Below are 16,538 nucleotides of genomic sequence, written 5' to 3'. Positions count from 1 at the left end.
TGCAGCTGACGAGACGACGAGGCCCCCGCACCCAGTACGGATGCGGGGGCCTCGTCGTCAGGCGGCAATCTCCGCGATGGCTTGCCTACTTCTCGCGGGGGATGACCCGCTTGCGGCGTGCCTCGAGCTGCAGGTCGGAGAGTTCCTCGTCCAGCGGGACCTCGCTCCCGTCGCAGAGCACGTAGCGAAGCTCCACGCGACGGTTGCGGGCGTGGTCGCGTGCGAGCGATCCACCAACCAGCGGCTGCGCCTCGCCCCGCGCCGACGACTCCAGGCGCTCGACCGCGACGCCGCGCGACGCCAGGTAGTCACGCACCGCGTTGACGCGCCGCTCGGAGAGTGCCTGGTTGTACGCCTCGCTGGCTCGCACGTCGGTGTGTCCCGACAGGCGCACGCGGACGCCCGGGTAGGGCGCCAGCGCGGCGGCCGCGCGATCGAGCACCTCGCGCGTGGCCGGCGAGAGGATCGAGCGGTCGAGCGCGAAGTGCACCATCCCGGGAACCCCGGTGAGGCGTTCCGGCCCCTCGCACCGCGCGGCGGGGCGCGGCGGGAGCGGCCGGTCTTCCACCGGAACCGGTGCCGGTCGCTCGGGAACGACCAGCGCCTTTTCCAAACCATCGAGTGCAGCGGTGTACGCGGACACCGGCTCCACGCGACACGCTGCGCCGCCCAGGAAGGCGTGCGACGCGATTGCTGCGACGGGAACGGGGACCGCCGACGACGGCTCGGTGGCTGCCGCGTCGCGTGACAACACGTCGATGTCAGCCCGCGCCCACGCCAGGGCATCGTCGGGAAAGGTCGAGCGATCGTTGCGCTCGTAGGCGGCACGCGCCAGCGCCAGGTACTGGAGCGCGCGCCGCGCCAGGCGGAACCGCGACGGCGACCCCGGCGCGGCCGACGCGAGCGTCAGCACCTGACGCTCGTGCGCGGCGATGGTGGCAAGATCACGGGCGATCGCCTCATCGGTGATGCGTGCCGACACCGGCGTCAACGGTGCAGCTGACGGCAGGCGTGCGCCCGCGGCAGGCGCGTGCGCGCAGGCCGCGAGCGTCGCGCCCACGCTCAGCGCGGCAAGCGCCTGCCACGCCCGAGGCGCACGGCGCAGGTAGGTCATGCTCATTCGTCCTTCCCCCCGGTACGGCAGGCAGTCTCGCACGGCGCGGGAGTCGCGCCGAGCCCGAACAGCGACTCGTCGAACTTGAAGCCGAGTTCGAGGTACGCCCCCTTGCGGGTGGTGCCGAAGGTGTTGAGGTCCTTGTCGGTGAAGCCGAACAGGTTGTAGCCGCCGGCGATGCGAAGGTTCTTCATCACGATGAGGCCCAGCTCCCCACCGAGTCCGTACTGGCGCGACGAGAGACCATCGGTCGCAAGCAGCGAACCGATCACCCCCGCGTCGACACGCTTCGTGAGGTCGAGAATGCCGCGCCCCATGAAGAGCTGCGAGGTGCTCCGCGTCGACGTCACCCCCACCACGTCACGCGCCGACTTGGCCGCATACCGACCGGAGAGCGTCAGGCGATCGGTGGCCTGCAGGTTGACGAGCCCCGCCAGGATGTGCGCCATGGTCTCGTTCTGCGGCGTCGAGGCCAGCGCCCCGTTGTGCTCGAGCTTGTGCTCGTAGCGCATCACCGCGTTCCAGCGATTGCGGTCGGTCTCGCGCCAGGCAAAGCCAACCTGCGACCAGCCGCGAGTCTGGTTGTTCTGCGCGTCGGCCACGTCCCACAGCGTGCGGCCGAGGAACGTCCAGTCACGCGTGAGCTTCCTCGCGTACCCAAACGAGGCGAGCATGTTGTCGCCGGTGTCGGCATTGCGGAACTCGAGGCGCGCGGTGCTCTTCCACAGCGACGGCCTGGTCCACTCGACGCCGCCGGTCACGGCCAGCGCGTCGCCCTGCGTCCCGAGCGCATTGTTCGGCGTCCCGGCAAACAGCGGCGAGACACGCTCGAAGCTCGTGTTGACGATGAGCCCCGGCCCCAACGCCCACCGGTTGCGCAATCCGATCGACGCCTCGGCATCGCGCCCGCTGTACGCATCGCGCGCACGGTACTCGCTGAACATGCGCGTGTTCTTGAGGTAGTCGGCGTCGATGCCGAACACGGTGTACTGCTGCGTGGTGCCAAGGTTGGTGGCGTACGCCCCCTCGACCCCGGTCAGCCACTCGTGGCGCCCATAGAGGCGTGCACGGTTGGACAGGAGGTACTCGCCGCCTAACGCACCGCGGTGCGAGGCGTCGCGCACGTCCTGCTCGTACTCGGCGAACAGCGCGCTCCGCGTCTGCTGCGGCAGCGTCCACGTCAGGCGCCCGCGCAGCGCGCTCACGTCACGGTCCACGGGGACGAGCGCCGACTGCCCCGGCGACACGCTCCCGTCTTCCTTCGCGTAGCGATAGCCGAACTCGGCGCGCCACGCACGGTTGAGCTGGCGCTCGAGCGCGAGGAGCATCCCCTTGCGCGAGGCACCGCGCACCTCGTCCTCGGTGTGCAGCGCCTCGCCCACCAGGCGCGTGGTGCTGTCGAGGCGCGCCGTGAAGCGTCCGCCGAACTCGGTGCGCCCGCCATGGAACGTGGACGAGGCGTTGTTGAATTCCGCGTCGCTGTGCGCCGCGTACGCCCTCCCCTCGATGCGGTCGGACTGATGTCGCAGCTCCATGCGCGAGGCGGTCCCGACGACGTTGGCAACGTCGGTGCGCGCCCACTCGCCCATCAGGTACGTCCCGCTCGCCAGCTTCGCCGTGGCGTTGAGCCCCGCCATCGACGTGAGCTGCAACGGGTTCTCATCGCGGGCATAATTGCCGCCCACCTCGAATCGACTCGTCAGGCGGAGCGAGGCATCGCCGCCGTACACCCAGAACTTCTCACCGGCCGACTCTGTCTCATACGTGACGCGGATGGAGACCGGGTTGAGGTTGGCGTCGGCACTTGGCACCGGGTTGCGGAGGAGGAGGCGTCCGGTGAGCGGCTCGATCGTGTAGTCGGCGAAGCGCGTGAGCGGCGTGCGCGAGAGAATCACCGACGGCTGGTTCCGGTCGCGCACGACGATCTCGACACGCTCGGAGTTCATCAGGCCGTTGGAGCGCGTGAGCGCGTACGGCCCGGAGATCCCGCGCCCGGCGATCTCATCGACCACCTGGCTCCCGCGTCCCTGGCTGGCAAAGAGCGTGGCCCGTCCGCGCGAGCCGTCGAAGTGCTGCACCGCACCGTTGAGGGTGCGATCGTATGCCGACAGCATGCGACGCTCGTCGGCGCGCGCGGTCTGGAAGTCGCCGAACAGCGTATACGACGTCCCGTTGTCGAGGCGCGCGTAGAATCGACGGCGCGACTGCCCGTCAAACTCGCGCAAGCCGCCATCGCCGTATGTCGGATAGAACTCATCCGGGCGGATATCGCGGAAGTACGTGCGTCCGCGATCGCGCTCGGAGTCGTAGGCCAGGGTGAGCAGCTTGTCACCCGCGACGCGCCCCTTGAGGAAGAGCGCCCCGCGCGCACCCGCGCGCACCTTGCCGTCGTTGCGATCCACGCTCCAGTCGCGGAGCGCTTCCTCGAAGCCGTCGGCATCGGCGGCCAGGGCGTTGTCGCCCGAGAGGAGCGCGCGCAGGTCGACGCGGGCGTTGAGCAACCCGGTCATGGTCAGCTGGCGCGCCGAGGGGACAAAGGTGAGCGGAAGCGTCACGTCGCCGAAGTCGGTCGTGACACGCAGCTCTCCGCGCCCCGGTTCACCAGGAGCGGTAAGGAAGAAGGCGCCACGCCCATCCTGCAGCGTGACCTGCAATCCCTGGTTGGCCACCTCGAGGGCGCTGGCATTGATCCAACGTCCAAGCGACGACTCGAGCGTGGCCGCGATCGTCCCCTTCACCGGCTCTCCTGCGGCATCGACCACGCGGACATACACCGGTACCAGCGTCTGTCCGTCGGCCGGGATGGCATCGGGGGTGACGTTCACCTCCAGGCGGCCCGGCGCCGCCGGCGTCGTGGTGCGACGCTCGCGCGCCGCCAGCGCGGTGACCGGGAGCTGCGAGTTGCGATCGGTGAGCGTGCGATTGCCGAGGAGCGGCGAATACGCCCGCGTCTCGCCACCGCTCGGTCCCTTGGGGTGGAGCGGCGACGCGGCATACATCGACGTGCCCTGCAACCCGCGCTCGTTGGCGAGGTCGTAGGCCGCACGTGGTTCGCCGCGCAGCGTGTCGCGCGCGGTGGCCGGCTGCGCCACCGGCAGGACGCTCGCCGCGGGATACGACGACGGCACCGCGCGTTCGCCCGCGTTGTTCACTTCACCGCCGCGACGACGGTCGAGGATCCGTTCCATCACCTCGACGTTCCCCGACGACTCGGCGAAGTCCGCCTTGTGCAACTCGCCGGCCTTCACGTCGGCAAAGCGCGACCAGCCATCGCCCGCGTTGCGATTGCCTAACGGGGTGAGGACGGCGCCCACGGGGAGGGTGGCGCGATCGACCTTCACCACGTGGAGTCGCGAGCTGACGTTGTAGAAGGAGTACTTCCCTTCCACGTCGGTCACCACCGACGACCCGTCCTCCAGGTAGACGCGTACACCCGGGATGCCGATCTCGCCGGCGTCCTGGCGCGCGAACGAGCAGTTGCACTGCGTGTAGACCTTGCCGATGATCGCACCGCGCTCCTGGAAGAGGCCGGCGAGGACGCGCGTCGAGGCGTAACCGGGCTGCGACCTGGTGCCGCCCCCCGGGCTGCTGGCGACGGCGACGTTGGTGTTCACACCGGCTCGCGCCCCCGCGCCCACGCGCACGCGATACGACAGCGTGAGTGACGCGCCACGCGCCAGACGCCCGAGCGTGAAGGTGAGCAGCGGGCCTGGCGAGCCGGCGGGATCGGCAAGGGCCGCATTGCCGAGGCGCCCCGACTTCGCTTCGTAGCGGAAGCCCCCTGGCAGCGTATCGCTCACCACGAGGTCGGTGATGTCACGCCCGCCGGTATTGGTCACGGTCACGGTGTAGTCGACCGCGTCGCCGACCTGCACTTCCGACTTGGACACCTGCTTGACGAGGTCGATGGAAGCCGGGCTGGCGACGGGGACCGTCACGCAACTGCGGTTGTTGAGGCGCGACCCCGACTCGTCAGGCGCCGCGGTGACGGCGCAGTTGGTGACCGACGGAACGGCGAGCGCCGAGACGCTGACGTTGAGGTCGATGTGGCTCGTGGCACCCGGCGCCAGCGAGGTGGAACGCAGGCAGGTGACGACCTGCCCGGCCGCGGCGCACATCCAGTCGTTGGTGCTGGCGGAGAGGAAGGTGAGCCCTGGCGGCAGCGTGTCGACGACGCTGATCGTCGGTGCGGCCGGAGCCGCCCCCACGTTGCGCACGTCGAGCGTGAAGCGCCCCTGCTTCCCGATCTCCAGCGTTCCGACGACATCCTTCACGAGGACGAGGTCGAAGCCGCCGGCGATGCCGGACGAGACGGCATCGCAGTTGTTGGCGCTGTTCGCGTCAGGCGCGTTGGCGACGCAGGCGCGGTTGAGGAGTGGCGAACTCGCCGCAGCCGTGACCAGGGCGGTGATGGTGACCGTTGCCCCCTCGCTCGGCTGCAATGGCGGGTTGGAGCGCGTGCAGGTGACCACCAAGCCGTTGATCGTGCAGCTGAAGCCGCCCCCCGACGCCGACTGGGCGGTGAGCCCCGGCGGCAGCGTGTCGACGAGGGTGATCACCCCCGTCGTGGGGAGCGATCCCACGTTGCGCACGGCGAGCGTGTACGACGCCGACGCGCCAACGGTCACGCTGTCAGGACCGGTCTTGTCCAGCGCGAGGTCGACCGTCCCGCCCACCGGCGTGGTGGCGGAGCCGGTGTCATTCGCATCGTTGGTGTCGCCGGGCGTCGCGACGCTCGCCGTATTGGTTACGGAGGGCGCGGCGGCCGCCGTCGGCCTCACGGTGAGGGTGACGGTGCTGCTGGCCCCGGCGGAAATCGGCCCGGGGTTGGTGCAGGTCACCAGCTGCCCCGCCGCACTGCAGCTCCACCCAGGCCCGGTGGCCGAGACGAACTGCAGCGAGGGCGGCAGGTTGTCGGTGATCGTGATCGTCCCGATCGTGGCACCGGCACCGACGTTGGAGACCGTAAGGTTGTAGCTGGCGGGTTGCCCGATGCTGAACGTCCCTACCGCCACCTTGGCGATGGCGAGATCCGGCGCCGGGGCAACGTCGACGCTCCCGGTGCCGGCGGTGTTGTTCCCGCTGTTGGCGTCGCCGGTGGTGGTCACCGACGCGCTGTTGGCCAGCGAGGTGAGCCCCGGCGCGACGTGCACGGTCAGCTGCAACGTGCTGGTGGCGCCCGGCGCCAGCGGGCCCGGGTTGGTGCACGTCACCAGCTGCCCCGCTGCCTGGCAGCTCCACCCCGCCCCCGCGGCCGAACCGTAGGTGAGCCCCGGCGAGAGGTTGTCCGTGACGGTGATGGGGCCCGTCGTGCTCCCCTGCCCCAGATTGTTGACGGTGATGACAAACGTCGCATTGCTACCGGCCACGATCGTCCCGCTCACGTCCTTGGCGATCGCGAGATCCGGCGCCGGCGTCCCCACTGTCACCGGTCCCACCGTGGCAGTGTTGTTCGGAAGGTTGGAGTCGCCGGGCGTGGACACCGTTGCCGTGTTGGCGATCGCGGTGCCGGCGCTGGCGCTGACGGCAACGGTGAGCACGAGACTCACCGACTGCCCGGGGGCGAGCGAGGTGGCGCGCGTGCACGTCACGAGCTGCCCCGCGGCGCTGCACGAGAAGCCGCTGCCGGTCCCGCTCACGAAGGTGAGGCCACTGGCCAAGTTGTCGCTGACGGTGATGGTCCCCGTCGTGGCCCCGGTCCCCACGTTCCGCACGTCGAGCGTGAAGGTGCCGTTGGTCCCGGTGATGAGCGTCCCGGCCACCTTGCCGATGGCCAGGTCGATCCCCGATGCCACGCTCGTGGAGACGCTGCTGGTGTTGTTGTCCGGGTTGATGTCGCCCGGCGTGGCAACACGCGCCGTGTTGGTCACGGTCGGCAGCGCCGCGCCCTCCACCGCCACGGTGAGCGTGATCCCCACGCTCTGTCCGACCGTCATCGGGCCAGGTGCGGTGCACGTGACGGTCTGCCCGGCAGCCGCGCACGTGAAGCCGGTGCCCGCTGCGGAGACGTAGGTCAACCCCGCGGGGAGGATGTCGGTGACGGTGATAGTCCCGGTCGTGCTGCCAGGGCCGAGGTTCGTCACGTCGAGGAGGTAGCGGGCGTTCTGCCCCACCGTCATCGGCGACGTACTGGTCTTGGAGATCGCGAGGTCGACGCCGCTGGCGATCGTGGTCGGATCGGACGACGTGTTGTTGCCGGCATTCGCATCGCCCGGCGTGCCCACGGTCGCCGTGTTGGTGACGGACGACGGCGCCGACGGCGCGATGGCTACCGACAGGGCAATGGTGCTCGATGCCCCGGCGGCGATGGGGCCGCCGTTGGTGCAGCTGACGGCCTGGCCGGCGGCGGAACAGCTCCAGCCGCTCCCGCTCCCCGAGATGAACGACAGCCCGGCCGGGAGGTTGTCGCTGACGGTGATCGCACCGGTGGTGGCAATCGTCCCGACATTGCGCACCAGCAGGGTGTAGCTGCCGGTGCCGCCAAGGACGAAGTTCCCGACGTGCGACTTGGTGATGGCAAGGTCGATCACGGGCGCGACGCCGACCGGCGTGGTCACGCTCGCGTTGTTGTTGCCGGCGTCGATGTCATTGGGCGTGGCAACGCTCGCCGAGTTCACGACGCTGGGCTGCGCGCCGGCGCCCACCGTGACGGTGAGGGTGATGGTCGGGAGCGAGGCCGCCGCGGCCACCGGCCCCGGCGTGGTGCAGCTGACGGTGCCCGCAGCGAAGGAACAGCTCCATCCCGTCCCGCTGGCGGAGACGTAGGTGAGCCCGGCGGGGATGACGTCCGTGACGGTGATCGCCCCGGTCGTGCTTCCCGTCCCCACGTTGGACACGTCGAGGGTGTAGCTCGCATTGCTCCCGACCACGAACGCCCCACCGGCCGCCTTGGCAATCGTGAGGTCGGGCGCGACCACGGTCAGCGGATCGCTCGCCGTGTCGTTGGTCGCATTCGCATCGCCGGCGGTGGCCACGTGCGCGGTGTTGGTCACCGCGGGCGCCGCCGCCGCCCCCACACCCACCGTGAGGGCAATCGACACCGACGCGCCGGGCGCCATGGTCCCGCCGCTGGTGCAGCTGACGGCCTGGCCGATCGCACTGCAGCCCCAGCCTGCGGCATTCCCCGAGACAAAGGTCAGCCCGGCCGGGAGGTTGTCGGTCACGCTGATCGCCCCGGTCGTCGAGGCGGTGCCGACGTTGGTCACCTGGATGGTGAAGAGCTGGCTCCCCCCAACCGACGGCGTGCCGACGTGGCTCTTGGTGATGGCCAGGTCGACAACCGGTGCCGGCGATACCGCCGTGTTCACCGTTGCGCTGTTGTTGGCGCTGTTCACATCGCCCGGCGTCGAGACGCTCGCGGTGTTGCTGACACTCGGCAGCGCCGCCGCCGCCACCGCAACGGTGAGCGTGATCGACGGGAGCGAGGCAGCACCCGCCAGCGGCCCCGGAGTGGTGCAGCTGACGGTGCCGGCCGCGTTGGCGCAGCTCCACCCCGTCCCCGCAGCGGAGACGAAGGTGAGCCCCGCGGGCAGGACGTCGCTCACCGTGATGGTCCCCGTCGTCGCCGTGGACGAGACGTTCGAGACCGTGAGCGAGTACGTCGCATTCGCGCCCACCGTCAGCGCCGATGTCGCGCTCTTGGCAATCGCCAGATCAGGAGCGACGACGCTGACCGGGTCCGACGCGCTGTTGTTGGCGTTGTTCCCGTCACCCGGGACCGCAACCGTTGCCGTATTGGTGACGCCCGGGAGCGCCGCCGCCGTCACGTTGACGACGAGCGTGATGGTCGCGACCTCGGCGATCGCGATCGGCGTCGTGCGCGTGCAGCTGACCGTCCCCGCCGCATGCGCGCACGTGAACGTGCCTGACGAGGCCGAGGCGAAGGTGAGGCCGGCGGGGAGCACGTCGGTCACGGTCGTGGTCGCGGCCGTGGCGAGGTTCCCCGCGTTGGTGATGGTGAGCGTGAAGCTCCCCGTGCTCCCGACAGCGAAACTCCCGCTGTGGCTCTTGGCAATCGAGAGGTCGGGCGTGGGAACGGCGACAGGATTGGTCGCCGTCGACGTGTTGTTGGCGGGATCGGCGTCGGGCACCGTCGTGCCGACAGTTGCCGTGTTGGCGACCGACGGCGCAGCGCCCGCGCCAACCGCAACGGTCAGCGTGATGGCGTTGAGCGACGAACCTCCCGCGAGCGGCCCGGGCGCGGTACACGTCAGCGTCCCGGCCGCGAAGGCGCACGACCACCCCGTGCCGTTGGCCGAGACGTATGTGAGGCCGGCGGGGAGCACGTCGGTGACGGTGATGACCCCCGTCGTGGCATAGCTCGAGACGTTGCTGACGTTGAGCGTATACGTCGCATTGCTCCCGACGGAGAACGTCGCGGGCGACGACGACTTCGCGATCGCCAGGTCGATCGGCGGATCGGCGATGGCGGTCGGGTCGGACGCGCTGTTGTTGCCGGTGTTGGTCTCACCGCCGCCGGATGTGGTAGCGGTGTTGGTCAGGTTGGCGGCGGCATTGGCCGCGACGTTCACGGAAAGCGTGACCGCCGGGAGTGAGGCTCCGTTCGCCACGGGTCCGGGGTGCGTGCAGCTGACGGTCTGCGCGACTACCGTGCAGCTCCAGCCGGCGCCGGCGGCGGCGGTGGGCGTGAGGCCGGCCGGGAGGACGTCGCTGAACGAGATGGCCGCCGTCGTCGGCGCCGTCCCGACGTTACTGACTGTAAGCGTGTATTGCGCCGGCTGCCCACGATAGAAGGTCCCGGCGTGCGTCTTGGCGATGGAGAGATCCGGAGTGCCAACGGTTATCGTGGTCGGCTCACCCAACGGGTCTCCGCCCGGCGGGCGCGAGTGCACCTCCCGCACGACTGAGGTGATCGGGTCGAGATAGACCACCGACGCCTCGTTGGAGATGACCGTCCCGGGCGCGGTCCCCGCATTGATGCGCGTCCGGAAACGCACCGACGTCGCGTCACCCACCTGCATCGTCCCCCCCGCCGCCGATGTGGCACCGGTGGCGAGCATGATCCTCACCCGCTTCAGCCCTGAGTCCCAGATCCCCTGATCGTCACCGCTAGCGTCGGTCTTGGCCCCCGCATTTGCGCCCGACAGCACCACCATCGAGCCCGCGACGTAGGTCGTCCCGGTCGGCATGAAATCACGAAAAACCACGCCACGCAGACTGTCAGGGCCAGTATTGGCCACCGTGATCGTGTACTCCAGGACGTCGCCGGCAAGGACGTTCCCGCCATTGAGATCGCTCACCGTCTTGATGACGTTGCCGGCGATCCCCGCGAAGAAGGCGCTCCCGGCCCGCGCGGCGCTGGTCGTGGCGTCGCTCTTGGCGCCGCTCGCGGCGCCGGCGGCGAGGGTTCGCGAAACCACAGCGTTCGCCGGGCGTCCGATCGCGTAGCCGGTTGACGCGCGCATCGCGCCACGCGACGACGGCAGCGCTCCCCAGCCACCATCAGCGCCTTGCGCCTTCGCCGGGAGGATTGGGCTCGTCGCCGCGAGAGCCACAGCGGACGACAGCATGAAAACCCGCCCGAAGGCGAGGGAATTTGCGTTCAGGCGCATACAAGGATTGCTCGGAGAGACACCACAACTGCGTCGCCGGAGAGGAAGTCCCGTGCCATCTGAACCGGGCGCGCGCGGAAAGACGCTCGCGAGACGATGCTCGGCGCCGAAAGCGGCAGACGAGCATCACTTGCGACCTGCGTCACAGTTCCAGGGCCCTCAGGTCAGGACTTCTTCCGACACGAACTGGGTGATATCGCCATATCATCGCGTCCAGAATCGAGACCCGACGCTGGACCAGGCACCCGGCACTGCCCTGCCGACCTCGCGCCCTCGCGCGAGAGGCCCCCGAAGGTGGGCGCGACTGCGACATCACTGTGTGGCGCGCGCGCCGTGCCATTCGCACGACGTTGCGCAGGTGCAACGATCGTCGCCTTAGCCGGCTGGCGCTTCAGGGTGCATCATGCCGCGTACGCCAGGCTCACCGCCCGTCGCGCACCGCGCTTGAGCGCCCGGTGCACCGCTCGCGCGTACCGCACAAAGTTGGCCCCCGCCCAGGGATGCCGGGCGAAGAACTCGTGCGGCAGCATGTCTCCCTTGAGCCGGTTGCAACGCGCGCAAGCCGTGACGACGTTGCCAGGCGCATGGTTGCCGCCGCGGGCGAGAGGATAGACGTGGTCCAGCGTGGCCGCCTCGAGGGCGAGCCGGTCGGCGCAGTACACGCACCGCCGACCGCAATCGCGCATCGCCGCGTGCTTGAGCGCGCGCTTGGCATCGCGGAAGTGAAGCTGGCGCGCACGCGCGTCGTCGGGGCGACGGCCGCGCGGCACTCGAGGATGAACCACCCGGAGCATTCCACGTCGAGACATTGCACCTCGCCGGAAAAGACGACACCCCGCCCGGGAATGTCCGGGGCGGGGTGTCGCGTGTGTGGGGGAGGCGATGCGTGGCGCCGCGAACAGCGTCGCGGCACAGTGGGTTCGCAGAGAGCGTGGTCGCGAACTCGCGGCATTCCCCTCCCGTTATGCAGCGGGTCGGGCGACCCGCGTCACGATACTATTGGTGCATAACGATTCATTGCGCAAGTGGGAGCAGCGGACGCCGAGCGCTCGCGCAGTCGTCACGCATCGGTCACGCACCAGTCGCGGCCGCCCCGTCCACTCGTCACACCCGAATCGACGAAAGCCGCCGGGCAATCTGCTGGCGCACCGGGTCGCGCAGCTCGGCGATGATCCGTGCCGCCATCGCGTCGAGAAGCGTGCGGTCGGGCATCGTCGAGCCGGCAAACGGCAGCGGAATGTCGAAGCCATCGCCCACCGTGCGTGGAATCAGGTGCACGTGGTAGTGAAAGACGTTCTGTCCCGCGGCGCCTCCGGAGTTCACCACGAGGTTGAGGTCGTCGCTCCCGTGCAGCCGCCGCACCACGGGCGACAAGCGAAGCGCAACGTCGAACAGGTGCATCGCCAATTCGGGCGGGATGTCACTCAGCGACTCGTAATGCTCGCGCGGCACGACGAGCACATGGCCGAGGTTCACGGGCTGGACATCCATGAAGGCGATCGCCCGGGAGTCCTCGTAGCACATCGAGACTTCTCCCGCCCCATTGATCAGGTCGCAGAAGATGCAGGACTTGGTTGGGAGAGACATGGCAGGCGCTCCTGAGGTGACGCGCGCGTATTGAGCAGGAGAAGTGCCATCAACTAAACGGGCAATTCAGCGCGTTTCCCCACCCGGTTGGATGGGCAAGCACCCCTGGAACGAGGCGAGCGCGCCCCACTTGGCGCGCCCGCGCGACGTCGCTCTCCGCTGCACTCCGCCGGCGCCTACCATATCACCAGCTCGACACGACAGTTGTGTTGACGTCCCTCGGGCGTGTCGCTCGTGTCGGCCGGCTCGGTGGCGCCAAGTCCCTTCGCGCTCCGGCGACACGCCTCGATCCCCTGCCCTCGAGGCTCTGACCCGACGCCGGCGCCGTCACGGTGAGCGCGGCCAAGACGCTGAAGGAAAAGAGCTTGCAGAACCGCCTCGTGGGGCCCTCGCGGCAGTGATGAACGCGACGAAACTTCGGACGAGTGCGCATCGCCGCACCGGCGATTCTGGCCGCCGCCGTGCGGGCGCCAACGGTGGACACACCCAGTCTTCGTTGTCCGCGCAGCCGACGTAGATTACGGCGATTGCCGCACCCTCCATCTCACGCGAGTCCCATGGCTACTTCGACCAGAACGGAGCGGACGCACGCCTCTGGCCTTTCGCGCGAACAGCTTCAGCAGGCCTTCCGGGTCATGCTCCTGTCGCGCCGGATCGACGACAAGGAGATCCAGCTCAAGCGACAGAACAAGATCTTCTTCCAGATCTCCGGCGCCGGGCACGAAGCGGTGCTTGCCGCCGCGGGGTTCCTGTTGCGTCCCGCGTACGACTGGTTCTACACGTACTATCGCGATCGCGCCCTGGTGCTCAGCCTGGGGATGACACCCGCGGAGATGCTGTACGAAGCGGTGGGGGCAGCCATCGACCCCAACTCGGGCGGACGGCAGATGCCCTCGCACTTCGGGCACAAGGCGCTCAACGTCGTGAGCAACTCGTCGCCCACGGGGACGCAGTTCCTGCAAGCCGTAGGTTGTGCCGAGGGGATCAGGCGCCTCACCGACCTCGGCCTCACCGACGGGGTGCACGGCGACGAGATCGTGTATGTCTCCTCGGGCGACGGGACCACGAGCGAGGGCGAGTTCTGGGAGAGCCTCAACACGGCGACCAACCTCAAGCTCCCCATCATCTATTGCATTCAGGACAACCAGTACGCGATCTCGGTCCCGGTCGAGGTGAACACCGCCGGCGGCTCGATCTCGAAGCTGGTGCGCTCCTTCCCCGACCTCTACGTGCAGGAGGTCGATGGCTGTGACTTCTTCGCCAGCTACGAGGTGATGCAGCGCGCGGTGCAGCACGTCCGCGATCGCAAGGGGCCGGCCTTCGTGCACGCGCACGTCATTCGCCCGTACTCGCACTCGCTGTCGGACGACGAGGTGCTGTATCGTCCCCCCGAGGAGCGGGCCGCCGACGCGGCGCGCGACCCCGTCACGCACTTCCCGCGCTGGCTGGTCGACAACGGCTTCGCCACGGAAGAAGAGATCCAGGCCATCCGCGACGATGTCGACGCGCAGGTCCTCGCCGCCACCGACGACGCACTGGGCCAGCCACAACCCGACGCGAGCACGGTCCACTACGCCGTGTACTCGCCCGACGTCGATCCCACGAGCGAGTCGTTCGATACGGAGGACGATCCGCAGTTCTCTGGGAACGCGACGACGATGGTCGACCTCCTCAACGCCTGCATGAAGGACGAGATGCGGCGCGATCCGCGCATCGTCGTCTTTGGCGAGGACGTGGCGGATGTCTCACGCGAAGCCTACATGGGGAAGGTCAAGGGGAAGGGGGGCGTCTTCAAGGTCACGCACGGGCTGCAGCAGGAGTTTGGCTCGACGCGCGTCTACAACTCCCCGCTCGCCGAGGCCAACATCGTGGGCCGGGCCATTGGTCTGGCGGCGCGCGGCTTCAAGCCGGTGGTGGAGATCCAGTTCTTCGACTACATCTGGCCTGCCTTCATGCAGATTCGCGACGAACTCGCGACAATGCGCTGGCGGTCCAACAACGCCTTCACTGCGCCGGTGGTCATCCGCACCACCTACGGCGGCTACATCCGTGGCGCGATCTATCATTCGCAAACGGGGGCGTCGCTCTTCACGCACAACCCCGGGCTGCGCGTGGTGTGTCCCGCCACCGCGCTCGACGCCAACGGGCTGCTGCGCACCGCCATTCGCTGCGACGACCCGGTCATCTTCCTCGAGCACAAGCACCTCTACCGCCAGACCTACAACAAGGCAGCGTATCCCGGGCCGAACTTCATGATCCCGTTCGGCAAGGCGAAGATCGTGCGCCCCGGCTCGGACGTGACGCTGGTCACGTATGGTGCCACGCTGCAACGCGCCCTGGCCGCCGCCAACCAGATCGCCGAGGAAGGGATCTCGGTCGAGGTGATCGACCTGCGCACGCTGTCGCCGTGGGACGAGGAGACGGTCTACGCCTCGGTGAAGAAGACCAACCGCGTGATCGTCTCCCACGAGGACTCGCTCTCGTGGGGCTACGGCGCCGAGATCGCCGCGCGCATTGCCGACGAATGCTTTGCCTGGCTCGACGCGCCGGTGAAGCGCGTGGCCAGCACCGACACCTTCGTGGGATACGCCCCGCAGCTCGAGGACGCCATCCTCCCGCAGATCGACGACTTCTCGCGCGCCTATCGCGACGTCATGAACTACTGAAGCACGGCGCACAGCAGGCGCGGCGGGCCGGTTCCCTCGGGGAAGCCGGCCCGCTTTGCGCGTGACGGTCACGAGCAGCGGCGTGACGTTTAGTTCCCGTACCGGAGTTGCCGACACTCCCGGGCAGGAAGCAGTCATCGTGTCCGCTGGGGGAACTCATGTCCAAGTCTGTGTCGGTAGTCGGAAGTGCGCTGCGGGAAAAGGCGTCGCGGGTGATGGGCACCTGCGCACTTGTCGCGTTGGCCGGGTGCGCCGCCGAGGGGGGCAACGCCCTCTCGCCGGACGACATCAATGACCGCGTTGCGACGCTGGCCATCCAGCCGGTGACGATGACCGTCTACGCCGGCGATACGGTGCAGCTGGCGGTGGATGCCCGGGACGGCGCCGGCCGCTCCGTGGACGGGGCGACCATCACCTGGACCAGCGGCAACGAGGCGCTGGCCACCTTTGCGCCTGGCGGGCGGCTCGTCGGCCAGGGACATGGCACGGTGACGGTGACCGCCACCGCCGGCATCGCCCGCGCCTCGGCCAAGCTGCCGGTACGCCTCACCGCCGAGTCGCGCCGCTTTGCCTACGCCTGGGTGCACGACGCATCAACGAGCAACAGCTACGCCCCCACATCGGCGTACCAGCACAACGAGACGGGCGGCGGCATTCGCGTGGCACACCTCGCCACCGGGCATTACGTGGTCTCGTTCGAACGGATGGCCAAGGTCGACAGCACCTTCCGCGAGACGGTGCTGGTGACCCCCAACGGCTCCGCCGGCGAACGCTGCAACCTGAACGGCTGGGGCAACAACGCCAACGGACGCGACCTCGATGTCTCGGTGTCGTGCTACACCTTTGGCGGCGCCGACGCCGACGTGCGTTTCTCCGTGCTCGTGGTCGGGTCGCACTCGCTCCCGTCTCACCTCGGCTTCACCGTCTCGGGCGACGCGGCCGCGCACTACGCGCCCGAACCCGGCAACACCTACTCCTCCTTCGACAGCGCTGTCGGCATCTCGCGCTCGACGGCGGGGAGCTACCTGGTGCAGCTCAACGGGCAGGCCGATCCCACGCCGCAGAGCTACTTCGTCTCGACCTACGGCGGTGCGTCGGACCTGTGCAAGGTCTCGTCCTGGAATGGCGACGTGTGGGCGAGCGTGATCTGCTACGCGCCGAGCGGCGCCCTGGCCGACGCGCGCTTCTCACTCCTCATGCTGGAGAACGGACGCGCGGGGAAACGCTTTGCCTTCGCCTGGTCGAACGAACCCGCCACCGCCCTTGGCGGGACGTACACGCCGAGCCTCGAACACCAGCGCACCTCGTCGGGGCAGCCGGTGCGCATCACCCATGCGGCCACCGGAAGCTACGTCGTCTCCTTCCCGGGGCTGGCCAAGATCGGGAATGCATCGGAGACCGTTCACGTCTCGCCATACGGCGGCGGCCTGTTCACCTGTCAGGTTTCGGGTTGGGCTAACGGAGGGAATGGCTCATCGCTCGACGCAACGGTGCGGTGCTGGAACCGCGGCGACGGCGCGCCGGCCGACACGTACTTCACCATCCTGGTGCTCGAGTAGCGGGGAGCAACGTCGCCACCGTCCCGGGGGCGTTGGTGAC

At 69.0% G+C, this 16,538-nt stretch carries 6 protein-coding genes; 2 read left to right on the top strand and 4 right to left on the bottom strand.

The genetic code is table 11. The features are described 5' to 3' along the window. Window positions 1-85 precede the first annotated feature (85 nt). The 4 genes from IT359_21450 to IT359_21435 form a co-directional block, all read right to left on the bottom strand. On the bottom strand, window positions 86-1,120 hold the full coding sequence (locus tag IT359_21450; GenBank protein ID MCC6931570.1) for an OmpA family protein: 1,035 nt from the start codon (window positions 1,118-1,120) through the stop codon (window positions 86-88). Beyond that, on the bottom strand, window positions 1,117-10,539 hold the full coding sequence (locus tag IT359_21445; GenBank protein MCC6931569.1) for a DUF11 domain-containing protein: 9,423 nt from the start codon (window positions 10,537-10,539) through the stop codon (window positions 1,117-1,119). Before IT359_21445 ends, IT359_21450 begins: the two co-directional genes overlap by 4 nt. Window positions 10,540-11,087: 548 nt before the next feature. After that, window positions 11,088-11,456, bottom strand: coding sequence for an HNH endonuclease (locus IT359_21440; protein MCC6931568.1), 369 nt, complete (start codon window positions 11,454-11,456; stop codon window positions 11,088-11,090). A gap of 334 nt (window positions 11,457-11,790) precedes the next feature. Next, window positions 11,791-12,273, bottom strand: coding sequence for an HIT family protein (locus IT359_21435; protein MCC6931567.1), 483 nt, complete (start codon window positions 12,271-12,273; stop codon window positions 11,791-11,793). 557 nt (window positions 12,274-12,830) lie between these two features. Between IT359_21435 and IT359_21430 the strand changes: the two genes are divergently transcribed. Then, entirely contained in the window at window positions 12,831-14,939 is a 2,109-nt protein-coding gene (locus tag IT359_21430; GenBank protein ID MCC6931566.1) for a dehydrogenase E1 component subunit alpha/beta, read from the top strand. A 158-nt stretch (window positions 14,940-15,097) separates the two neighbouring features. Continuing rightward, on the top strand, window positions 15,098-16,498 hold the full coding sequence (locus IT359_21425; protein ID MCC6931565.1) for an Ig-like domain-containing protein: 1,401 nt from the start codon (window positions 15,098-15,100) through the stop codon (window positions 16,496-16,498). The last annotated feature ends 40 nt before the right edge of the window (window positions 16,499-16,538 follow it).

It is taken from the genome of Gemmatimonadaceae bacterium, from assembly GCA_020852815.1.
Taxonomy (GTDB): Bacteria; Gemmatimonadota; Gemmatimonadetes; order Gemmatimonadales; family Gemmatimonadaceae; genus SCN-70-22.
This window is presented reverse-complemented; position numbering and strand designations above follow the sequence as displayed.